A 21,807-nucleotide genomic window follows, 5' to 3' on the forward strand; every position below is an offset into this window, starting at 1 on the left:
GTCAGGGCGCAGCAGTGACTGGCGACACGCCCAGCCGGGGCAGTTCGACCTTGGGGCAACGGTCCATCACGACCTTCAGCCCGGCAGCCTCCGCGCGGGCAGCCGCCGCCTGATCGACGACGCCCACCTGCATCCACACCGACTTGGCACCCGCCGCGATGGCCTCATCCACCGCGGCGCCAGCGTCCGCCGAACGCCGGAAGATGTCAACCATGTCGATGGGCACACCCACTTGGGATAGATCCCGAAAGACATATTCACCATGGACGTGCTCGCCGGTGATCTGCGGGTTCACCGGGATCACGCGATAGCCATGGTCCTGCAGCGCCTTCATCACGAAGTTGGACGGGCGCTCCGGCCGGTCGGAGATGCCGACCAGTGCGATCGTGCGCACCTCTTCGAGCAGCGCCTTGATGTCCTCGTCACGGGTGAGCGGCACGTCCTGTCTCCAACCAGCGCGCCACCTCGGCGGCGATTGCATGGAACGCACCCCCTGCCGCGCCGTTCCCGGCGGCCGGCGGCCGGCCTGCATCGGAAGCGGTGCGGATGGCGATGTCCAGCGGCACGCGGCCGAGGAACGGGATGTCGAGTTCGCGCGCCGCCGCCTCCGCGCCGCCGTTGCCGAACGGATCGGACCATTCCCCGCAATGCGGGCAATGATAGCCCGCCATGTTCTCGATCAGGCCCACGATCGGCACGTTCGCCTTGCGGAACAGGTCGATCGCACGCCGCGCATCAATCAGCGCGAGATCCTGCGGCGTGGAGACGATCACCGCCCCGGCCGGGCGATGCTTCTGCACCATGGTGAGCTGCACGTCGCCGGTGCCGGGCGGCAGGTCGAGCACCAGGGTGTCCTGCAACCGCCAGTCGCCCTCCACCAGCTGCGTGAGGGCGCCGGCCGCCATCGGTCCGCGCCAGGCGATGGCCTGATCCGGCGGCACCAGCTGACCCATGGAGAGCAGCGGCACGCCGTAGGGCGTCGGCACGGGCAGCAGCTGCTTTTCGTGCGCGTTCGGCTTGGTGCCCTCCACGCCCATGAGACGCGGCTGCGAGGGGCCATAGATGTCGGCGTCCACCAGGCCGACGCGGCGCCCCAGCGCGGCGAGCGCGATCGCCAGGTTGGCCGCCACGGTGGACTTGCCCACCCCGCCCTTGCCGCTGGCCACCGCGATCACCGCCTGGCTCACCCGCTCGCTGGTGAGCAGGATGCGGATGTTCGGAGCAACGTGTCTCGCCGCCTCCCGCACGCGCGTTTCCAGCGCATCGCGTTCGCCCGCCGCCAGGGCGGTGACGTCGAGAATGATGCTCGCGCGGTCGCCATCCACGCGCACGGTCGCGCGCGGGCCGGCAATGGGGTCAAGAACGGCGCGCAGGGCAGGCTGGTCGATCATGGGGCGGGAGATAGGGCCGAAGCGATGCCTTGCCACTGTTTTTCCGCGCGCGCTTTCTTATAAAGGTCATCATGACCACCCTGCCTCGCTGGCTTCAGCGCATTTCCATCCTCAACGCGGACAACAAGGGCCCCTGGGGTAGCGGCGGGTCCGGCAATGGCGGCGGCGGCTCGGGCGAGGGTCCGCGCAATCCCTGGGCGCCGCCCCCCGGCGGCGGACGCGCCAAGCCCACCGCGCTCGACGAGTTCCTGAAGCGCGCGCGCCCCGGCGGCGGCGGCCCGGGCGGCAACGGCGGCGGCGGTGGCCGCCTCAACCTGCCGGGCGGCGGCAACGCGCGGACCTTGTGGACGATCGGCCTGGCGCTGATCGTCGGCGTATGGGTGCTGTACACCAGCTTTCATCCGATCAGCCCGTCGCAGCGCGGCGTGGTGACGTGGTTCGGCAAATATGCCGGCACGCTGGACCCCGGCATCCGCCTCACCCTTCCCGCGCCGATCGCCAGCGTGACCAAGGTGGACGTGCAGCGCACCAACACCGAGGACTTCCCCGAAGGCGGCGGCACCGGCGGCACGCAGATGCTGACCGGCGACCAGAACATCGTCGACCTCAGCTATTCGGTCAGCTGGAACATCAAGATTCCGCAGGAATTCGTGTTCCAGATCAAGGACCCGCGCCAGACAGTGCGCGCGGCGGCCGAGAGCGCGATGCGTTCGGTGATCGCCACGTCCGAGCTGAACGAAGTGATCGGCTCCGGCCAGAACGTGATCCAGAGCCGCGTTCAGGAAGAGCTGCAGCAGATCCTCGACAGCTACAATTCGGGCGTCAACATCCTGGGCGTCGCGATCAAGCAGGCCGGCCCGCCCGAGCAGGTGGTGGACGCGTTCAAGGACGTGACCGCGGCGCAGCAGGACGCGCGCGGCGCGATCAACCGCTCGCGCGGCTATGCGCAGCAGGTGATCGCCAAGGCGCAGGGCGAGGCGGCGGCGTTCGACAAGGTTTATGAGCAGTATCGCCTGGCGCCCGAAGTGACGCGCCGGCGCATGTATTACGAGACAATGGAACAGGTGTTGGCCAAGAGCGACAAGACCATCGTGGAAGCGCCCGGCGTGGTGCCGTACCTGCCCCTGCGCGGCAACCGGCGCCTGCCGGACCCTGAAATGGCCGCGCCCGAGCCGCAGGCGGTGCAGCCCGCCGCCCCTGCCCCGCAGGCGGGAGGCGCCCAGTGAACCGCGCCCTTCTCCGCAACCCGGTGACGCTCGGCATCGCGCTGCTGTTCCTCGTCATCCTGGTAGCCAGCACCTTCAAGATCGTGGACGAGAACCACCAGGCGGTGATCCTCCGCTTCGAGGAGCCGGCCGGTACGGTCAACGCCTGGCGTCGCGGCGAGCAGTTCGGCCGCACCGGCGCCGGCATCGTTATGCGCATTCCGTTCGTCGATCGCCTGGTGATGGTCGACAAGCGCGTGCTGGACATCGACCTCGAAAACCAGCCGGTGCTTTCCACCGATCAGCGCCGGCTGGAGGTGGATGCTTTCGCCCGCTTCCGCATCACCGATCCGCTGCGCATGGTCGTCACCGCCGGGTCCGAACAGCGCGTGGCGGACCAGCTGCGCCCGCTGTTCAGCTCCGCGTTGCGCAACGAGCTCGGCCGCCGCCAGTTCTCCGAACTGCTGAGCCCGGAGCGCACGCAGCTGATGGACAACATCCAGGCCGGCCTGCAGCGCCGCGCCAGCCAGTATGGCGTGGAGATCGTGGACGTGCGCATCAAGCATGCCGACCTGCCCGACGGCAGCCCGCTGGACAGCGCGCTGGCGCAGATGCGCTCGGCCCGGCAGCAGGAAGCGGCAACGATCCGCGCGCAGGGCCAGAAGGAAGCGCAGATCATCCAGGCCGATGCCGAGGCCCGCGCCGCGCAGGTCTATGCGCAGAGCTTCACCAAGGATGCGGACTTCTACGACTTCTACCGCGCCATGCAGTCCTATCGCCACACGTTCGGCGCGGACGGCGATCCTTCCACCCGCGGCTCCACCTCGCTCGTGCTGAGCCCGAACAACGGCTATCTCCGCCAGTTCCAGGGCGGCCGGTAAGTAATCGGCCCGACTGTCGGATCGTTCATATTCAATCCTCGTTCAGCATGGCGGAACCAATTGGTGCCATCCTGCTGAAACACGGCAGACGAGAGGAACTCCACACAGTGCGCTACGCCTACACGATTACCGGTGCTCTTCTGCTCGGCGGTGCCGCCGCCGCCATGACCTTCCAGCCGACCGCCGCTGCGCAGACCGCGCAAAACGAGCCCGGCGCGATCCAGGCCGCCGCGCCCAAGGCCGGCGCGCCGATGAGCTTTGCCGACATGGTGGCAAGGCTCCAGCCGGCGGTGGTCAACATCTCCACCAAGCAGCGGGTGACGCAGCAACAGCAGCAGTTCAACCCGTTCAGCCTGTTCGGCCTCGCCCCCCCCGACCAGGGCGGCGGCGCGCCGGTGACCCGCGAGGCGCAGTCGCTGGGCTCCGGCTTCATCATCTCGGCAGACGGCTATGTGGTGACCAACAACCACGTCATCTCGGCCGGTGCGCGCGGTGCCACGGTGGAATCGATCACCGTCACCATGCCGGACCGCAAGGAATATACCGCCAAGCTGATCGGCCGCGATCCGGCGTCCGACCTCGCCTTGCTGAAGATCCAGGCGACCGGCCTGCCCTTCGTGAAGTTCGGCGACAGCCGCAACGCGCGCGTGGGCGACTGGATCGTGGCGATCGGCAACCCGTTCGGCATCGGCTCCACCGTGACCGCGGGCATCATCTCGGCGCTGCACCGCACCACCGGCCAGGGCGGCGCGTTCGATCGCTTCATCCAGACCGACGCCTCGATCAACCAGGGCAATTCGGGCGGCCCGATGTTCGACCTGAACGGCAACGTGATCGGCATCAACTCGCAGATCCTGTCGCCGACCGGCGGCAATGTCGGCATCGGCTTCGCCATTCCGGCGGAAGAGGCCAAGCCGATCATCGACCAGCTGCGTTCGGGCACCGCGATCAAGCGCGGCTATCTCGGTGTCGGCATCCAGCCGATCAGCGACGACATCGCCACCGCGCTCAAGCTGCCGAAGAACCGCGGCGAGATCATCGCCCGGGTCGAGCCGAACGAGGCCGCCGCGCGCGCCGGCATCCGCTCGGGCGACGTGGTGCTGAAGGTCAACGGCAAGGACGTGACCCCGGACCAGAGCCTGTCCTACCTGGTCGCCAACCTGGCACCCGGCAGCCGCGCGACGCTGGACGTGCTGCGCGACGGCAGGCCGCTGTCGATCAACGCAACGGTGGGCACCCGCCCGTCCGAGGAATCGCTGCTCAGCGGCGAGGACGGTGACGACGACGGCGCGGTCGGCCCCGACGGCACGCCCGGCGCGCAGGCCGGCCCCAATGCGCTCGGCATCACCGTGCGCACGCTGACCCCGCAGATCGCGCGGCAGCTCGGCCTGGAGACCGGCACCACCGGCGTGGTCATCACCGACATCGACCAGTCCAGCGACATGGCGCAGAAGGGCTTCCAGCCCGGCGACGTGATCACCGGCATCCGCACCGCGGAAGGCGGCGTGCGCGTCACCACGCCGGCAACGCTCGCGGGCGCGGTGCAGCGCGCCAAGGCCGCCGGCGCGGGCAGCGTGGTGCTGAGCTTCCAGCGCAAGGGCATCCAGGGCGAGCGGCTGATCGGCGTTCGCCTGAAGTAAGCGACCCGGCTGAAACAGTTGAGGGGCCATCCCGGTGCATGCCGGGGTGGCCCCTTTGCTGTGCGGCCGGGATGACGAGGGCGATGCGTCGGCCTAGGATGGCCTCGGGAGCGACGGAGCAAGCATGACAGAAGCAGGCATCTTCATCGGCGCGGAGGCGGGTGGTGCCGCTCCGCAGGTCCTGAACCTCAAGCGCGCCAATCGCCACGGCCTGATCGCCGGCGCCACCGGTACCGGCAAGACCGTCACCGTGCAGGGGATCATCGAAGGCTTCTCGGGCGCGGGCGTGCCGTGCTTCGTTGCCGATGTGAAGGGCGATCTGGCCGGCCTCGCCATGGCCGGCTCGCCCGCGTCGAGGGCCCACGAGACATTCGCCGCCCGCGCCGCGGAGATCGGCATGACCGACTGGTCCTATGCCGCGACGCCCGTGCAGTTCTGGGACCTGTTCGGGCAACAGGGTCACCCGATCCGCACCACCGTGTCGGAGATGGGGCCGCTGCTGCTCGCCCGTCTGCTCGACCTCAACGAGGTGCAGGAAGGCGTGCTGACCATCGCCTTCCATGTCGCCGATCGGGAAGGGCTGCTGCTCCTCGACCTGGACGACCTGCAGGCGATGCTTGCCGAGTGCGCCAACCGCGCGGACGAGCTGACCAGGCAGTTCGGCAACGTCTCCAAGGCCAGTGTCGGCGCCATCCAGCGCGCGCTGCTGCAACTGCGCGGACAGGGCGCGGATCATTTCTTCGGCGAACCCGCGCTCGCCACCGCCGATCTGCTGGGCACGGACGACACGGGCCGCGGCCTCGTCAACGTGCTGGCGGCCGACAAGCTGATGGCCGCGCCCAAGCTCTATTCCACCTTCCTGCTGTGGCTGCTGTCCGAGCTGTTCGAGTCCCTTCCCGAGGTCGGCGATCCGGACAAGCCGGTGCTGTGCTTCTTCTTCGACGAGGCGCACCTGCTGTTCGACAACGCGCCCAGGGCGCTGCTGGAAAAGATCGAGCAGGTCGTGCGCCTGATCCGTTCCAAGGGCGTCGGCGTCTATTTCATCACCCAGAATCCGATCGACGTGCCCGACGCGGTGGCGGCGCAGCTCGGCAATCGCGTGCAGCACGCCCTGCGCGCCTTCACCCCGCGCGACCAGGCGGCGGTGCGGTCGGCGGCGACGACCTTTCGCGCGAACCCCGGCGTGGACGTCGAAACCGCGATCACCGAGCTGAAGGTGGGCGAAGCGCTCGTCTCGCTGCTCCAGCCGGACGGCGCGCCCTCCCCCGTCGCGCGCGTGCTGGTGAAGCCGCCCGCCAGCCGCGTCGGCCCGGTAACGCCGCAGGAGCGCGCGACGCTGATCGCCACGGACGCGATCGGCGACAAGTACGACACGGCGGTCGACCGCGCCTCCGCCGAGGAACTGCTCGCCGCCAAGTCGCACGAGGCCGCCGCCGCCGCGGCCGAAGCGCAGGCGAAGGAAGCGGCGGACAAGCAGGCCGCCGCGCAGGCCAAGGCCGACGCGCGCGCCGCCAAGGATGCCGAGCGCGAGCGGCTGGCGGCCCAGCGGGAGGCCGATCGCCAGGCCCGGCTCGATCGCCAGGCAGCGCGCGAGGCGGCGAACTCGCCCTGGAACCGGGCCGTGCAGTCCGCCACGCGCTCCGCCTCCTCCGCCGCCGGGCGGGCCGTGGCGAACGAGGTGACCAAGGCGGTGTTCGGCTCCGCGCGGGGCGGCGGCGTCGTCGGCGGGCTCGTGCGCGGCGTGCTCGGCGGGCTGTTCAAGGGGCGCTGAGCGGGACTAGGATGGCGGAGAGGAGTTTCCGCCATGAACCAACCGTCCCGCATCGACTGGAGCGCCGCCGCCGAGGCGGGGCTGCCCGACATCGTCGGGCTGCGCCGCGCCATTCACCGCGATCCGGAGATCGGCCTCCACTGTCCGCGCACCGCCGACAAGATCCGTGCGGCGCTGGCCGGCCTGCCGCTCGAGATCCGCGAGGGCCGCTCCACCACCGGGCTGGTGGCGATCCTCCGGGGCGGCCGCGACAATGGCCGAACGGTGCTGTTGCGCGGCGACCATGACGCCTTGCCGATGCAGGAGGAGACCGGCCTTTCCTTCGCCAGCGAGGTGGCGAACGCGATGCACGCCTGCGGCCATGATGCGCACACCGCGATGCTGGTCGGTGCCGCACGCGCCCTTTCCGCCCAGCGCGAGGAGCTGCCCGGCACGATCGTCTTCCTCTTCCAGCCCGGCGAGGAAGGCTATCACGGCGCCCGCTACATGATGGAGGACGGCCTGCTCGACATCGCGCGGCCGGAGGCGGCGTTCGCGCTGCACCTGTGGCCCAACCTGCCCGCCGGCACCTTCTGGAGCCGTCCCGGCCCGCTGATGGCCTCGGCCGACACGATCCGCTGCACGGTGCGGGGGCGCGGCGGACATGGCGCGATGCCGCACGACTGCCTCGATCCGGTGCCGGTCGCCTGCGAGATCGTCACGGCGCTGCAGACCTATATCGCCCGCCAGGTGCCGGTCACCGATCCCGCCGTGCTGACGATCGCGAAGATCGCGGCCGGCAGCGCGCACAACGTCATCCCGGGCGAGGTGGAGATGCTGGGTACGCTGCGCGCCCTGTCCGAGCGGACGCGGGGCCAGATGCACGAGGCGTTCGCCCGCATCGCCACGCACATCGCCCTTGCCCATGGCGCGACGGCGGAGCCGGGCGTCGAGCCGGGCTATCCGGTAACCGTCAACGATGCGCGCGCCGTGACGCTGGCGCGCGAGGAGGCGGAGGCGCTGGGCGCGCCGTGGCAGGAGATGGCGCAGCCGATGATGGGCGCGGAGGACTTCTCCTACGTGCTGCGCGAGATCCCCGGCGCGATGACCTTTCTCGGCGCCGCGCCCGAAGGCAGCGACCCGGGCGCCAACCCGCCGCTGCACAACACGCGGATGGTGGTGGACGAGGCGGTGATGGCGCGCGGCGTGGCGCTGCACTGCGCGCTGGCCGAGCGCTTCCTGCATCGCGGCTTCGACTGAGGCGCGCGGCCGATGACGGCACCGCGCTCGATCGTGATCCTCACCGGCGCCGGCATCTCGGCCGAGTCCGGCATCGCCACCTTTCGCGGACCCGGTGGGCTTTGGGAAGGGCACCGGGTCGAGGATTGATGCTTTTTTCTAACGATAATACGTCGGCTTCCGAAGGGAAGCTCGATGCGTATTGTGCCGTATCTCCGTTGGTCGCGAGAGAAGCAGGGTTCCGGGTCCACTATTCCCCGGCAGACCGCAACCATCCGCGCCTATGCGGACGAGAAGGGTTGGTCGCTTCCGCCTGAAGCCGAGTGGTTGCGCGATGAAGGCGTGTCCGGGTTCAAGGGGCACAACATGGCTCCGGCTGGTGCTCTCGGGCAGTTTACCGATCGGGTGTGCCGTGAAGGCGCCCATGACACGGTTTTGCTGTGCGAGCAGCTTGATCGCTTGAGCCGGAAGAAGCCCGGTGAAGTGCTGGAGTGGTTTTTCCGGGTCACCAACGCGGGGCTCACGATCGCCCTCGCCGACAACAAGATGCTCGTGGACCAAGCGTCCATCCGCAACCAAGCCGACCAGCTACGGGCGCTTCTTGACGACACGGAGCGGGCGAACACGGAGAGCGCTCGCAAGTCGGTGCTGCTACGCGGGGCGTGGGCAGCGATCCGCGACGGCATGGAGGTGCGCAGCGAACGCCCCGGCACAATCATCGCCGTCGATCACCTCCAGTCGTTGAGCAACCCCGTCGATCGCGGGGTAGATATCACTGTCAAGACAAAGCGCGGGAGCGACACCTACGAGCTTACCATGCTCGCCGATGATTTCACGCCCACCGTAGGTAAGTTCCTTGAACATGACTCATTGCTCGGCTCCGTGAAGCGCAAGGTGCATGTGTCGGCTACCTGTCCCGGATGGCTGGCGCTCTCGCAGTGTCGCCGGTTTTTCGAGCCCGTCCCGGAGAAGGTGGCTGTGCTGGAGCGAATCTTCACGCTCTACGCCGAAGGGAAAGCCAAGACCGCCATCGCCCGCATCTTGAACGGCGAAGCCACCCCCACGTTCCGTGGTGGTGATGGTTGGCAGGGATCGGCGGTATTCGCGGAGCTTGAGCGCAGCATTCTGCGGCAGAGGATCATGGCAGGGTTGGCGCGATCCACGAAACGGTCAGGCCGACCGCCCCTCGACGCCGAGAAGGTCGAGCGCATCAAGCGCTCCCTCACCAAGGGCGTCAGCATCAACGCCACGGCCAAGAAGCTCAAGGTCGGTGTCGCGACCGTCCATCGGGTAAAACAGCAGATGGCGCTCGCCGCCTGATCAACGAGCGCGCAGCCACTCCATCGCCTCGTCAAAGGTCATCGTCATTCTCGGCTGCGCGCCTGCCTGCTCGATGCGAGCGAGAAAGTCCGGGTCGAGTTCTTCACCCCGGCAGATCGGGCATGGCTCATGTGCATAGTTATCCCCGCAGCTTCTATCGTGCTCGCCCATGATCTCGAAGCCTTTATCGGAGATGCACTTCATGCGCGTTACTCGATTAGCGTTCCTCCCCCACGTCAGCCCATTCGCTCGTATCCGCGCCAATGGGTAAGCAGGAGAAATGACTGACATGCATAACATCGTGGTCCTGACTGGCGCGGGCGTCTCTGCCGAGTCTGGCATTCCGACTTTTCGCACACACGGCGCGGTCTCCTACTGGGAATACGGCGACGAAGACGGCGTTAGAAAAAGACATCGGGTCGAGGACGTATGCACGCCGGAGGCGCTGGCGAGGGATCCGGCGCTGGTGCACCGTTTCTACGACCTGCGCCGGGCCGCGCTGGCGGGCGTGGCGCCCAATCCGGCGCACGAGGCGCTGGCGCGGCTCGATCGCGCGTGGCCGGGCGAGTTGCTCGTCGTCACGCAGAACGTGGACGACCTGCACGAGCGCGCGGGCGCCCGGCGGCTGCTGCACATGCACGGCGAGCTGCGCTCCGCCCTGTGCGCGCAGTGCGGGGATCGCCGGCCGTGGCGCGGCGATCTGCCGCCCGGCTCGATCTGCGAGGAATGCGGTACGCCCGCATTGCGGCCGGACATCGTGTTCTTCGGCGAGATGCCCTATGCCATGGACCGGATCGAGCGCGCCCTTGCCCGCGCCGACCTGTTCGTCTCCATCGGCACTTCCGGCGCGGTCTATCCCGCCGCCGGTTTCGTGCAGGTGGCGGGGCGAGCGGGCGCCCGTACGCTGGAGCTGAACCTGGAGCCCTCCGCGGGCAGCGCGTGGTTCGAGGAGGCGCGGCACGGACCGGCGGCCACGCTGGTGCCGACGTGGGTCGACCAGCTGCTTAACCTGAAGCAATAAAGCGCATTACTACAGCAATGTAGGGGAATTCAGCTCGTCGCCGATATGCCTCGTTCCGGCGCAACGGCCCGGTCCGGTTCGGATGGGTAACAAACTTGCGCAGCCCCGGTCTGTTGCTGGCAGTGACGCGTCTTTCGACGGGGCGCGCGCTTCAGCACCCGGGAGAAAAATCATGTATTACCACGACAAACGGCTGCAATATCCGGTCAAGGTAACGACGCCGAACCCGCAGTTCGCCCGCATGCTGCAGCAGGCGATCGGCGGCGTGGAAGGCGAGATCCGCGTCTGCATGCAGTATTTCTTCCAGGCCTGGGGCAATCGCGCGCCGACCACCAAGTATCGCGACATGCTGCTGCACACCGCGACGGAGGAGATCGGCCATATCGAGATGCTCGCCACCGCCGTGGCGCTGAACCTCGAGACGGCGCCTGCCTCCGCACAGGAAGCCGGCGCGGCGGACGGCATTGTCGGCGCGGTGATGGGCGGCGGCAGCGCCAAGGCCTCCATCGAAGGCCTGATCCACAAGAACCTGCTGTCGGCCGGCCTGGCGGCGATGCCGATTGATTCGGACGGCGTGCCGTTCAACATGAGCCACATCTATGCCAGCGGCAACGCGGCGGCCGACATGTATTGCAACGTGGCGGCGGAGAGCACCGGCCGCGTGCTGGCGACGCGCCTCTACAATGCGACGGACGACCAAGGCATGAAGGACATGCTGCACTTCATGATCGCGCGCGACACGATGCACCAGCAGCAGTGGCTGGCGGCGATCGAGGACATGGGCGGCACCGAAGGCCTGCCGATCCCCAACTCCTTCCCGCAGAGCCAGGAGCACCAGGAGCATAATTACGACTTCTTCGTGACCTCGCTCGACGGCCAGTATCCGGAAGGCCGCTGGACCGGCGGGCCGACCATGGACGGCCGCGGCGAGTTCACCGTGTTCCGCAACCAGCCGATGGGCGAGGAGCCCGTGCTCGGGTCGGCACGCCCCGACAGCGCGGCGCAGGCCGAGCAGATCGGCGAGAAGCCGCAGACGATCTGACGACCGGGCGGCAGGGGCGGGTCCTCCTCGTTCCTGCCGCGTGGCCCGGGTGTCCGCTTGCCCGTGACACCCGCCGGCGGCCCGGCTAGTCCCGTTGTCATGACCGTCCCCCGTCCTGCCCCCCGTCCTGCCCTCGCCTTTCATCACACGCCCGGCACCGGGCCCACCGTGGTGTTCCTGCCCGGCTATGCCTCCGACATGACCGGTGCGAAGGCGCTGGCCCTGGAGGATTGGGCGAGGCGCACCGGCCGTGCCTTTCTGCGCTTCGATTATGGCGGCTGCGGCCAGTCGGACGGCGCGTTCGAGGACCAGACGCTGGCGGGCTGGCGCGAGGACGTGGTGGAACTGCTGGAACAGGTGGTGGAGGGCCCGGCCGTGCTGGTCGGCTCGTCCATGGGCGGCTGGCTGATGCTGCTCGTCGCGCGCGATCGGCCGGAACTGGTCGCCGGGCTCGTCGGCATCGCGCCGGCGCCCGATTTCACCGACTGGGGCTTCTCCATGGACGAGAAGATGAAGCTGTTGCAGGAGGGCCGGATCGAGCGCGCGTCGCCCTATTCCGATCAGCCCACCGTCTTCACCAGCGGCTTCTGGCAATCGGGCGAGGCCTCCCGGGTGATGTTCGGGCCGATTGCGATCGACCGGCCGGTGCGCCTGCTCCAGGGCATGGCCGACAAGGATGTGCCGTATCAGCGCACGCTGCGGCTGGCCGAGCTGATCCGTTCAGCGGACGTGCAGGCGACCTTCATCAAGGACGGCGACCACCGCCTTTCGCGCGACGCCGACATCGCGCTGCTCCTCGCCGCGGTGGAGGATGTGATCGCCCGTCTATGATGTTGCTTGCCCTCGCCCTCCTCCAGGCCGCCGCAACCCCCAGCGATGCCGCCACCGAAGCGCGCTATGAGCGCTGCATCGATCTGGCCACCACCAATCCGGTCGCGGCACGCAGCGAGGCCGGCAAGTGGCAGTTGGCGAACGGCGGCTGGTTCGCGCACCAGTGCCTGGGCATGGCCTATGCGACGGAAGGCGGCTGGTCCGCCGCCGCCGTCGAGTTCGAGGCAGCCGCGCGCGCCGCGGAGGTCGCGAAGGACAAGCGCGCGGCGCAATATTGGGCGCAGGCCGGCAACGCCTGGCTGGCGGGCGGCGCCAATGACAAGGCGTCGGCGGCGCTGAATTCGGCGCTCTCGGCGGGCACGCTGACCGGCCTGCAACTGGGCGAGGCGCATCTCGACCGGGCGCGCGTCCTCTATGCGACAGGCGACCTCGACGGCGCGCGTCGCGATCTCGACGCGGCGCTGGCCGTCGTGCCGGAGGATCCGCTCGCCTGGCTGCTGTCCGCCACGCTGGCCCGCCGGGCGGGCGACCTGCCCCGCGCCAGAAAGGACATTGCCGAGGCGGAGTCGCGCACCAAGGAAGCGCCCGAGGTGCAGCTTGAGAAAGGCAACATCGCTGCGGCGAGCGGTGACGAGGCCGGCGCACGCGCCGCCTGGGGCATCGCGGCCGTCGGCAAGGGCGCCGCAGCGGAAAGCGCCACCCGCGCGCTGGCGCAGTTCTACGCGAAATAGCGCGTTCGCCGCGCCGGCGCTCAGCGCCGAAAGCTGGCGACGTCGATGCCCAGCCGGTTGACCTTGTCGTAGAAGGTCTTGCGCGGCAGCCCGAGCAGGTCGATCGCGCGGGTCACCTGTCCGCCGGTGCGGCGCAGCGCCTCCTCGATCGCGCCTGCCTCGAACGCGGCGACGCGGGCGGCAAGCGGCGGCAGCGGCGCGGCCTCGCCCTGCGTCGCCCCCTCCATGCCCAGCACCACCGCAAAGGCATGGTTGCGCAGTTCGCGCACATTGCCGGGCCAGTCATGCGTGCGCAGGCGATCGGCGGCGCCATCCGGCAAGCGCACCTCGCGGCCGAGCTCGGCCCGTGCCTCCGCGACAAAGGCGGCGAACAGCAGCAGCACGTCGTCTCCCCGCTCCCGCACCGGCGGCACGCGCAGCCGCACCGTGCTCAGGCGGTACAGCAGGTCGGCGCGGAAGCGACCCTGCTCGACCAGGGCCGACAGGTCGCTCTTGCTGGTCGCCACCACGCGCAGGTTCACCGGCTGCGGACGGTCGGCGCCGATCGGCTGGACTTCCCGCTCCTCCAGCACGCGCAACAGTCGCGCCTGCATCGCCAGCGGCATGGAATCCACTTCGTCCAGCAGCAGCGTACCCCCGCTCGACGCGACGATGCGGCCGTCGCGCGCCAGCCGCGAATGCGGCACGCTGTCGGCGGCGTGGCCGAACAGCTCGATCTCGGCGAGCCCCTCGGGCAGCGCGGCGCAGTTCACCGCCACGAACGGGCGCGCCCGGCGTGGCCCCTGCCGGTGGAGAAGGACGGACACCAGTTCCTTGCCCGTCCCCGTCTCCCCCTCCACCAGCACGTCGAGGTCCGCCCCGGCAAGCTGGCGGATGCTGGCGCGCAGCCGGACCATGGCCGGGCTCGCGCCGATCAGCGGACTGTCCGCCTCGGCCGCCGCCATCGCCGCGCGCAAGGCTCGGTTGTCCAGCACCAGCCGTCGCCGTTCCACCGCACGGGTCAGCGAGGCGACGAGATGGTCGGCGGCGAACGGCTTGGCCAGGAAATCGAACGCGCCATCGCGCAGGGCGGCCACCGCCATCGGCACGTCGCCGTGCCCGGTCACCAGGATCACCGGGATCTCGGCATCCACCCCGCGGATGGCGGCGGCGAGTTCCAGCCCGTCCATCCGCGCCATGCGAATGTCGGTGACCACCGCGCCGGCAAAGTCCGGCGTCACTGCCGCCAGCGCACTTTCCGCATCGGCAAAGGCGGTCACGTCGAAGCCGGCCAGTTCCAGCAACTGCACCGTCGCCGTGCGCAGGGCGTCGTCGTCCTCGACGAACAGCAAGGTTCCGGTCATGCGCGCCTCAAGGTGAGAAGGAAGCTCGCGCCGCCGCCGCCCGGCGCGAGGTGGAGGTCCCCGCCGAACTCGCGGGCGATGTCGCGCGCGATGGCCAGCCCCAGCCCCAGGCCGCCCGGCCGGGCGGTGGCGAAGGGCGTGAACAGGGTTTCGCGCACCTCCGCCGCCACGCCCGGGCCGTTGTCCGTCACCGCGACGCGGATCGTCTCCCCTTCGGCGCTTGCCGCGATCCTGACCGAGGCGTCCGGTACGCCCTCCACCGCGTCCAGCGCGTTGGTGACCAGGTTCACCAGCACCTGTTCCAGGCGGATGCGGTCGCCGCGCACGCGGGCGGTGCGCAGGTCGTCGGGCAACTCGACCCGCAGAACCGCGGCGGCCTGTTCGCCGAGCAGGAGGCGCATGCCGTCGATCACCGCGTTCAGCGGGGAGTCTCCGCCGGCCGGAGTGCGGCGGCGGGCAAACGCGCGCAGTTCGGCGGTGATTGCGGCGATGCGAACCGTGAGCTGAACGATATGGCCGAGGTTCTCGCGCGTCCGCTCCGGCCTGTCGCGGTCGAGAAAGGTTTCGCCGTTTTCGGCAAAGGTGCGGATCGCGGCGACCGGCTGGTTGATCTCGTGCGCCACCCCGGCGCTGATCTGGCCCAGCGTGCCGAGCCGGTTCGCCTGGGCCAGCTCCTCCCGCGCCGTCCGAAAGCGGCGCTCGGCCTCGGCGCGCTCCTGCGATTCCACGATCAGCGCCGCATTGGCATCGCGGAGTTCGGCCGTCCGCCGGGCGACTTCCTCCTCCAGCGCCGCGCGGGCCGCGTGCTGCATTCGACGCGTCTCCGCCGCGCGCATGGCCAGCCCCGCCGCCCCGCCGACCAGCAGCAACGACATCGTGGCCCATAGCAGCGCCTGCGTGCGCGCCGCCGCCAGCGGCGGTCCCAGCGGCGCCAGGTGGATCAGATGCGATCCGACGAGCGGGGCCGCCACGCTCGCCACGCGAAAGCGCACCCGTCCGTCGCGCGCCTGGCCAGGGGCAAAGGCCAGCGGCAGCGGCCGCGGCGGCGCAGCGCCGAACTGCAACGTCGCGCGCGCATCGGCGATGGTCTTCGCATCGAGCGCGCCGGTCGCGCGGAAACGCCAGTCGGGCCGGCTGGTCACCAGCACCACGCCATGCCGGTCGGTGACGAAGCTGATGCCCGGCGCCCGCGCCCAGGCGCGCTCCACCGCATCGAACTCGACCTTCACCACCACCACGCCGAGCGCCCGGCCGCCCCGGTCCACCCGGCGCGCGAGATAAAGGCCGGGTCGCCCGCTCACCGTGCCGAGCGCGAACAACTCGGACGCGCCGCGCCGCATCGCCTCGCGGAAATAGGGGCGGAAGCCATAGTCCTGCCCGACGAAACTGGTCGGCAATCGCCAGTTGCTCGCCGCCGCGGTCCGCCCGCGCGCATCGATGGCGTAGAGCGCCGACGCATCGGTGCGCCGGGCGAGCAGTTCCAGCGTCCCGTCGAGCCGCCGGCCCGCCGCGGCATCCCCGCCCGCCAGCGCGGCGGCGACGTCCGGGTACTCCACCAGCACCAGAGGCAGCAGGCGGAACTTCTGAAGCTCGCTGGCGAGCAGCCCGACATGGGCGGCGGCGGCACTGTTGGCCGCTGCGGACGCGCTCGCCTCCGCCCGCGCTTCCGCCCAGCGCCACGTCGCAGCCGCGGCGGCGATCAACAGCAGCGCAGCGACACAGAGGAGGAGAACGGAGCGGCGGTTCACGCGGGCGGCTTATCGCACATCGGCGATGTTCGTGTGCGGAAATTCACACATGCCGGGCAGGGCCGGACCACGGCCTTGTCGCGCAAACATGAAGCTCCTCAACAACTTAGGCCGCCGATCCGCAAAAGGTGCGCGGCGATTGTCGCAGATTAGGATAGAGCCTCAAGGCCCGCCAAGAGGCCGGGCGCCGTTCCCCACGCGCCGAGAGAGGACCATGATCGTACAGCAGCCCCCGGCGGACACCCGTCCGCTCCCGTTCTACCGCCACCTGTATTTCCAGGTGCTGTGCGCGATCGTGCTCGGCGCGGCTCTCGGCCATTTCGATCCGGTGCTCGGCGAGAACCTGAAGCCGCTGGGCGACGGGTTCATCAAGCTGGTGAAGATGGTGATCGCGCCGGTGATCTTCCTCACGCTCGTTACCGGCATCGCCGGCATGCGCGAACTCGCCACCGTGGGCCGCGTCGCCGCCAAGGCGTTCGGTTACTTCCTGTTCTTCTCCACGCTGGCGCTGATCGTCGGCCTGATCGTGGCCAACGTGGTGCAGCCCGGCGCGGGGATGAACGTCGATCCCGCCACCTTGGATGCCGGAGCCGTCGCCGATTACGCGCACAAGGCGCACGAGACGAGCGTGGTCGGCTTTCTGCTCGGCATGATCCCCACCACCCTCGTGTCCGCACTGGCGCAGGACAACATCCTGCAGGTGCTGCTGGTGGCGATCCTGTTCGGCATTTCGCTGAGCCTCGTCGGTGAGCCGGCCGCACCGATCCTCGACCTGCTCGAGCGGATCACGCTGGTGGTCTTCAAGCTGGTCGGCATCCTGATGAAAGCGGCGCCGGTCGGGGCGTTCGGCGCGATCGCCTTTACCGTCGGCAAGTACGGCGCGGGCAGTTTGGTCAATCTCGGCGGGCTGGTGCTCACCTTCTACGCCACGTCGATCCTGTTCGTTCTTGTTGTGCTCGGCACGGTGGCGCGACTGCACGGCTTCTCCATCCTGCGGCTGATCGCGTATCTCAAGGCGGAGCTGCTGCTGGTGCTCGGCACCTCCTCGTCGGAGGCGGCGCTGCCGGCGCTGATCTCCAAGATGGAGGCGGCAGGCTGCGACAAGGGCGTGGTCGGCCTCGTCGTGCCGACCGGCTATTCGTTCAACCTCGACGGCACCAACATCTACATGACGCTGGCCGCCCTGTTCATCGCGCAGGCGACCGGCGTGCACCTGTCGATCGGCGAGCAGCTGCTGCTGGTCGGCGTGGCGATGCTCAGCTCGAAGGGCGCCGCGGGCGTCACCGGGGCCGGCTTCATCACGCTGGCCGCGACGCTGTCGATCGTGCCGTCGGTGCCGGTCGCGGGCATGGCGCTGATCCTCGGCGTGGACCGCTTCATGAGCGAGTGCCGCAGCCTCACCAACTTCATCGGCAATGCGGTCGCCTCGATCGTGGTCGCGCGCTGGGAAGGCAAACTCGACCGGGCGGCACTGGCTGCTGCGCTCGGCACCAGGAACACCACCGCCAACAATGGCGGGGCACACACACAGGGAGAGTATCATGACGAAAAGGATCGCCCGCTCGGGCCTGCTCGCTAGCGCCGCGCTCGGCGCGTGGGCGCCGGCCGCCTTTGCCCAGACCACGCCGGCACCGACGCCCTCCGAGGCGGTGCCCGGCCTGGCCGCATCGACGCAGGAGCCGGATACCGAGACCACTCAGCAGAAGCCGGCGGGCGAGGACATCGTCGTCGTCGGCTCGCAGATCAAGGGCAGCTCCGTCACCGCCGCGCTGCCGGTCACGGTGGTGGATGCCAACCAGATCGACGCCACCGGCGCGCTGTCCGGAGACGAGCTGATCCGCGCGATCCCGCAAATGGGCGACGTGACCTTCAACGAGGCGAACAACGCGCAGACCAGCAACGCGGCGCGCGGCGACGTCAACTCGATCAACCTGCGCAACTTAGGGGTAGGCAACACATTGGTGCTGCTCAACGGCCGCCGCCTGGTGCAGCATCCGACGAGCCAGGCCGGCGACGGCAACGTGCCGGTGCTCGGCTACAATTCCAACGCGCTGCCCGTCGCCGGGATCGAGCGGCTGGAAGTGCTGCGCGACGGCGGCGCGGCGATCTACGGCGCGGATGCGGTGGCCGGTGTGGTCAACACCGTCACCAAGAGCGACTTCGACGGCGGCAGCCTCGACTATCGCTATGGCTTTGCGGAGGGCACGCACCGCAAGGAACTGCAGTTCACCGGCACCTACGGCAGCAACTTCGCCGAAGGGCGCGGCAACGTGTCGGTCTATCTCGATTACACCCGGCGCACCGCGCAGCTCGCCTCGGACCAGCCCTATACGGCGACCGACAACCTCCTGTCCTATTTCGACGGCGACCCCGCCTTTGCCGGCAACCTGACCGCCGACGGCCGCGCGACACAGAGCCCGTGGGCGAACCTTGCCGTGGTCGGCGGTCCCGGCACGATCCGCCGCAGCCCGGGCAACCAGGCGCTCACCTCCTCGGCCGGCGCGTTCCACACGCAATCGGCCGCAAATCCCGGCTGCCTGGTCGTGGTGAACAGCAACGTCTGCTATGGCAGCGGCACGCGCGCGACCGGGACCACCTTGCGCAACGAGCGCTACGACACGCGCACCGGCACCACCGTCACCCCCTCGTTCAACCGCTACAACAGCTTCCTGACCGCGCATTACGACGTGTCGGACAGCCTGACGCTCTATACCGAGCTTGGCTATTACCGCGCCGACACGCACCGCTTGCAGCCGGCCACGATCAACCTCAACGCGATCGTGATCCCCGCCAGCAACTATTGGAACCCGTTCGGCCCCGTCACCTTCGCCAGCGGCGCCGCCAATCCGAACCGCATCGCCGGCCTCACCAACGTGCCGGCGGCCGGCCTGCCGGTGCGCCTGTCGACCTACCGCTTCGTCGATGCGGGGCTGCAGAAGGTGGACGTGACCAACTGGCAGTCGCGCTTCCTCGGCGGCGCGCGCGGCAAGATCGGTTCGTTCGATTTCGACAGCGCGCTGCTTTATTCCGAGGCGCAGTCCACCGACGACAGCAACGCGATCAACATGACCGCGCTGCAACGCAATCTCGCGCTCTCCACGCCCGAGGCGTACAATCCGTTCAGCGGCGGATGTTCGGCGACGCCCTCGGTGGGCGACTGCTCGCCGGCCAGCCAGACCACGATCGACAGCTTCCAGTTCCGCCTGCGCCGCCAGTCGAAGACCACGCTGGCATTGGCCGATTTCAAGCTCTCCAACGCCAGCCTGCTGGCGCTGCCCGGCGGCGACCTCGGCATCGCCATGGGCATCGAGGGCCGGCGCGAGACGCAGTCGGATCGCCGCGACGACAACCTCAACGGCACCAACACCTTCACCGATCTCGTCACCGGCGAGACCAACCTGTCCAACGTCGCCGCCGTCAGCCCCACCCCGTCCACCAGGGGCGAGCGCACCGTGCTGTCCGCGTTCGGCGAGCTGGCGATCCCGGTGATCGCGCCGGACATGAACGTGCCGCTGGTGCGCCGGGTGGATGTGCAGCTGGCCGGCCGGTACGAGCATTACAGCGACTTCGGGTCGGTCTTCAAACCCAAGGTCGCCGCCGCCTGGGATCTGGTGGAGGGCGTGCGGTTGCGCGGGTCCTATTCCAAGGGATTCCGCGCGCCCAATCTGGAGCAGACGCGCACCGTGCAATATTCGCGCCTCGGCTCGAACACCGATTTCCTGCGCTGCGAGGCGGACCTGCGCGCCGGCCGGATCGCGACTTTCAGCGCGTGCAGCCGCACCGTCAGCTACTCCATCTTCATCTCCGGCAACGAGGACCTGAAGCCGGAGAACAGCACCAACTGGACCGCTGGGCTGGTGCTGGAGCCGAACCTGTGGAATCGCAGCAAGTACGGCCGCCTCACCCTGACGGGCGATTTCTGGTCCATCCAGCAGGTGGGCATCGTCGGCCAGTTCGGTCCGCAGAACGCGCTGGTGCTCGATTATCTGCTTCGCCAGCAGGGTTCGTCCAATCCGAACGTGATCCGCGCCGCACCGACGGCGGACGACACGCCGCTGTTCACCGGCACCGGCCTCGCACCCGCCGGTGCGGTGCTGCAGATCCGCGACCAGTTCACCAATCTCCTGCCGCAGACGGTGCAGGGCCTCGACCTTGCGCTGCTCTACAACGTGCGAACGGACTTCGGTAAGTTCGACCTGGCGATCAACGGCGCGCGGCTCACCAAGTTCAGCCGCGACACGCCGCCCGCGGTGCAGGCGCTGTTCGATGCACGCGCCGCCGATCAGATCAACGCGGCAACCCCGCTCACCGATGCGCGCGACCTGCTGCAGGATCGCGGACGGCCGAAATGGCGGATCACCGGCTCGCTGACCTGGAGCCTCGACAATGTGCAGGTCGGTGGCTTCGCTAATTTCGTGGACACGGTGTACGACACCAACTTCCTGGACACGAACGGCAACCCCTACACGGTGGACGGCCAGACGACGTTCAACCTCTACGCGCAATACCGGTTCAGGAGCGACTATGGCTTCATGAACGGCACGCGGGTGCGCATCGGCGCGCGCAACATCTTCGACAAGCAACCACCGATCACCGCCGACGGTTATCTGGGCTCGCTCTACGTGCCGTATGGCCGCTACTGGTATCTGACGATCGGCAAGACCTTCTGATGAGGAAAAGCATGTTCCTGCGTTCGCTTCTCACCGCCTCGCTCGCCTTCGCTGCCGTCCCCGCGGCGGCGCAGGAGCGGGCGGCGCCCCCCGTCACCGGCGCGCCGCGCACCATCCTGTTCGTGGGCAACAGCTTCACGCAGGGCGCGCATTCGGCGGTGCGCAACTACCGGGCGAACACCGTCACCGACCTCAACGGCGACGGCTATGGCGGTGTGCCGGCGTTGTTCAAGCGCTTCACGGAGGAGGCCGGGCAAAACTGGCAGGTCAGCCTGGAGACGCAGGGCGGCAAGTCGCTCGGCTTTCATTATGCCGAGCGTCGGCAGAAGCTGGGCGGGCGCTGGGACGCGGTGGTGCTGCAGGAATATTCGACGCTGGACCGCGAGCGTCCCGGCGACCCGCGCGACACGCTCCGCTCCACGCCGCTGCTGGCGCAGCTGTTCACCAGCGCGAACCCGACCGTGAACATCCAGCTGATGGCCACCTGGAGCCGGGCGGATGCCACTTGGCAGCCCAAGGGCGACTGGTACGGCAAGCGCATCACGCAGATGGCGGCGGACCTGCGCGCGGGCATGAACCGGGTGCGCGCCGCGGTGCCGGCGGTGCGCGGCGTGCTGCCGGTGGGCGAGGCCTGGAACCGCGCTTTCGCCAAGGCGGTGTTCGATCCCAACCCGTATGACGGCATCACCTATGGCCAGCTCGATCCCTGGGCCTACGACCATTATCATGCGAGCGTCGCCGGCTATTATCTCGAAGCGCTTGTCGTGTTCGGGCGCATCGCGGGGGTGGATCCGCGCAGCCTAGGGCCGCAGGAAAAGGCGGCGGACGATCTCGGCCTGTCGGAACAGCAGACAAGCGCATTGCAGCAGATCGCCTGGGAGCAGTTGCAGGCGGGGTGAGCCGGGGGCTCCAACGTGACCACGGACGTGTTCCGGGGTCCACGGTGCCGCAAGCCAGGAAGCATCCGGGATTGCAGCACGGTGGTTGCCGGAACA

Annotated in this window: 18 protein-coding genes and 1 pseudogene; 14 read left to right on the forward strand and 5 right to left on the reverse strand. The window is 69.1% G+C overall.

Going from position 1 to position 21,807, the window contains the following annotated elements; all coding sequences use genetic code 11:
* Position 1 precedes the first annotated feature (1 nt).
* Both DVW87_RS05115 and DVW87_RS05120 read right to left on the reverse strand, forming a co-directional pair.
* Positions 2-439: a CoA-binding protein gene (locus DVW87_RS05115; RefSeq protein WP_114686620.1), complete on the reverse strand. Its 438-nt coding sequence runs from the start codon at positions 437-439 to the stop codon at positions 2-4.
* Positions 423-1,391 carry an Mrp/NBP35 family ATP-binding protein gene (locus DVW87_RS05120; RefSeq protein ID WP_114686621.1) on the reverse strand — a complete coding sequence of 323 codons (969 nt, stop codon included), beginning with the start codon at positions 1,389-1,391 and terminating at the stop codon, positions 423-425. The genes DVW87_RS05115 and DVW87_RS05120 overlap by 17 nt, the downstream gene beginning before the upstream one ends.
* 71 nt (positions 1,392-1,462) lie before the next feature.
* Here DVW87_RS05120 and hflK point away from each other — a divergent pair, with 71 nt between their 5' ends.
* The 7 genes and pseudogenes from hflK (at position 1,463) to DVW87_RS05155 (ending at position 9,426) form a co-directional block, all read left to right on the forward strand.
* Entirely contained in the window at positions 1,463-2,617 is a 1,155-nt protein-coding gene (hflK, locus tag DVW87_RS05125) for a protease modulator HflK (RefSeq protein WP_114686622.1), read from the forward strand.
* On the forward strand, positions 2,614-3,477 hold the full coding sequence (hflC, locus tag DVW87_RS05130) for a protease modulator HflC (protein ID WP_114686623.1): 864 nt from the start codon (positions 2,614-2,616) through the stop codon (positions 3,475-3,477). The genes hflK and hflC overlap by 4 nt, the downstream gene beginning before the upstream one ends.
* 107 nt (positions 3,478-3,584) lie before the next feature.
* Positions 3,585-5,117, forward strand: coding sequence for a Do family serine endopeptidase (locus DVW87_RS05135; RefSeq protein ID WP_114686624.1), 1,533 nt, complete (start codon positions 3,585-3,587; stop codon positions 5,115-5,117).
* Between the two features lie 124 nt (positions 5,118-5,241).
* Positions 5,242-6,888 carry a helicase HerA-like domain-containing protein gene (locus DVW87_RS05140; RefSeq protein WP_114686625.1) on the forward strand — a complete coding sequence of 549 codons (1,647 nt, stop codon included), beginning with the start codon at positions 5,242-5,244 and terminating at the stop codon, positions 6,886-6,888.
* 33 nt (positions 6,889-6,921) lie between these two features.
* Positions 6,922-8,127: a M20 metallopeptidase family protein gene (locus DVW87_RS05145; RefSeq protein WP_114686626.1), complete on the forward strand. Its 1,206-nt coding sequence runs from the start codon at positions 6,922-6,924 to the stop codon at positions 8,125-8,127.
* Between the two features lie 12 nt (positions 8,128-8,139).
* Positions 8,140-8,253, forward strand: a pseudogene (locus DVW87_RS05150) (Sir2 family NAD-dependent protein deacetylase); the annotation flags it as partial.
* Positions 8,254-8,301: 48 nt separating this feature from the next.
* Positions 8,302-9,426 (forward strand): recombinase family protein, encoded by a 1,125-nt coding sequence (locus DVW87_RS05155; protein ID WP_114686627.1) that lies wholly within the window; start codon positions 8,302-8,304, stop codon positions 9,424-9,426.
* On the opposite strand, the gene DVW87_RS05160 is transcribed toward DVW87_RS05155, so the two are convergent.
* Positions 9,427-9,630 carry a hypothetical protein gene (locus tag DVW87_RS05160; RefSeq protein WP_114686628.1) on the reverse strand — a complete coding sequence of 68 codons (204 nt, stop codon included), beginning with the start codon at positions 9,628-9,630 and terminating at the stop codon, positions 9,427-9,429.
* A 76-nt stretch (positions 9,631-9,706) separates the two neighbouring features.
* Between DVW87_RS05160 and DVW87_RS05165 the strand changes: the two genes are divergently transcribed.
* The 4 genes from DVW87_RS05165 to DVW87_RS05180 all read left to right on the forward strand — a co-directional run bounded on the left by DVW87_RS05165 (position 9,707) and on the right by DVW87_RS05180 (position 13,051).
* Positions 9,707-10,447: an NAD-dependent deacylase gene (locus tag DVW87_RS05165; protein WP_114686629.1), complete on the forward strand. Its 741-nt coding sequence runs from the start codon at positions 9,707-9,709 to the stop codon at positions 10,445-10,447.
* A gap of 172 nt (positions 10,448-10,619) precedes the next feature.
* Entirely contained in the window at positions 10,620-11,489 is an 870-nt protein-coding gene (locus DVW87_RS05170) for a manganese catalase family protein (RefSeq protein WP_114686630.1), read from the forward strand.
* A 99-nt stretch (positions 11,490-11,588) separates the two neighbouring features.
* The gene (locus tag DVW87_RS05175) at positions 11,589-12,320 is read left to right on the forward strand and encodes an alpha/beta hydrolase (RefSeq protein WP_114686631.1); all 732 of its coding nucleotides are present in this window, start codon (positions 11,589-11,591) and stop codon (positions 12,318-12,320) included.
* Entirely contained in the window at positions 12,317-13,051 is a 735-nt protein-coding gene (locus DVW87_RS05180; protein WP_114686632.1) for a tetratricopeptide repeat protein, read from the forward strand. Before DVW87_RS05175 ends, DVW87_RS05180 begins: the two co-directional genes overlap by 4 nt.
* Before the next feature lie 20 nt (positions 13,052-13,071).
* Here DVW87_RS05180 and DVW87_RS05185 read toward each other — a convergent pair whose 3' ends face one another.
* Positions 13,072-14,394: a sigma-54-dependent transcriptional regulator gene (locus DVW87_RS05185; RefSeq protein WP_114686633.1), complete on the reverse strand. Its 1,323-nt coding sequence runs from the start codon at positions 14,392-14,394 to the stop codon at positions 13,072-13,074.
* The gene (locus tag DVW87_RS05190; protein WP_114686634.1) at positions 14,391-16,142 is read right to left on the reverse strand and encodes a sensor histidine kinase; all 1,752 of its coding nucleotides are present in this window, start codon (positions 16,140-16,142) and stop codon (positions 14,391-14,393) included. The genes DVW87_RS05185 and DVW87_RS05190 overlap by 4 nt, the downstream gene beginning before the upstream one ends.
* Before the next feature lie 214 nt (positions 16,143-16,356).
* Between DVW87_RS05190 and DVW87_RS05195 the strand changes: the two genes are divergently transcribed.
* The 3 genes from DVW87_RS05195 to DVW87_RS05205 are packed head-to-tail and all read left to right on the forward strand — an operon-like array spanning position 16,357 to position 21,711.
* Entirely contained in the window at positions 16,357-17,721 is a 1,365-nt protein-coding gene (locus DVW87_RS05195) for a dicarboxylate/amino acid:cation symporter (protein ID WP_114686635.1), read from the forward strand.
* The gene (locus tag DVW87_RS05200) at positions 17,684-20,812 is read left to right on the forward strand and encodes a TonB-dependent receptor domain-containing protein (RefSeq protein ID WP_114686636.1); all 3,129 of its coding nucleotides are present in this window, start codon (positions 17,684-17,686) and stop codon (positions 20,810-20,812) included. Before DVW87_RS05195 ends, DVW87_RS05200 begins: the two co-directional genes overlap by 38 nt.
* Positions 20,813-20,823: 11 nt before the next feature.
* Positions 20,824-21,711 carry a PEP-CTERM sorting domain-containing protein gene (locus tag DVW87_RS05205; RefSeq protein WP_114686637.1) on the forward strand — a complete coding sequence of 296 codons (888 nt, stop codon included), beginning with the start codon at positions 20,824-20,826 and terminating at the stop codon, positions 21,709-21,711.
* Positions 21,712-21,807 lie beyond the last annotated feature (96 nt).

It is taken from the genome of Sphingomonas aracearum, from assembly GCF_003345355.1.
Classification (GTDB): domain Bacteria; phylum Pseudomonadota; class Alphaproteobacteria; order Sphingomonadales; family Sphingomonadaceae; genus Sphingomonas; species Sphingomonas aracearum.